Consider the following 244-nt stretch of genomic DNA (forward strand, 5'->3'; position numbering starts at 1 on the left):
AGAAAGAGAAGGAGCAAACGGCATGATTAACCGAGTTGTATTAACTGGACGATTAACAAAAGATGTAGAGGTCAGATATACGCAGTCAGGCGTTGCGGTTGGGTCTTTCAACCTAGCAGTCCAACGTCCATTTAAAGACGCTAATGGCGAACGTGAGAGCGACTTTATTAATGCTGTTATCTGGCGGAAGGCAGCCGAAAACTTTGCCAACTTCACGGGTAAAGGAGCTTTGGTAGCTATCGAG

1 protein-coding gene is annotated in these 244 nt (G+C 45.9%); it reads left to right on the forward strand.

Translation table 11 applies throughout. The features are described from left to right. Positions 1-22: 22 nt before the first annotated feature. Positions 23-244 (forward strand): single-stranded DNA-binding protein (gene ssb, locus IV71_RS07695; RefSeq protein ID WP_156405656.1); only part of this gene is annotated, 222 nt, incomplete at its 3' end.

The organism is Fructobacillus fructosus KCTC 3544, from assembly GCF_001438695.1.
Lineage (GTDB): Bacteria > Bacillota > Bacilli > Lactobacillales > Lactobacillaceae > Fructobacillus > Fructobacillus fructosus.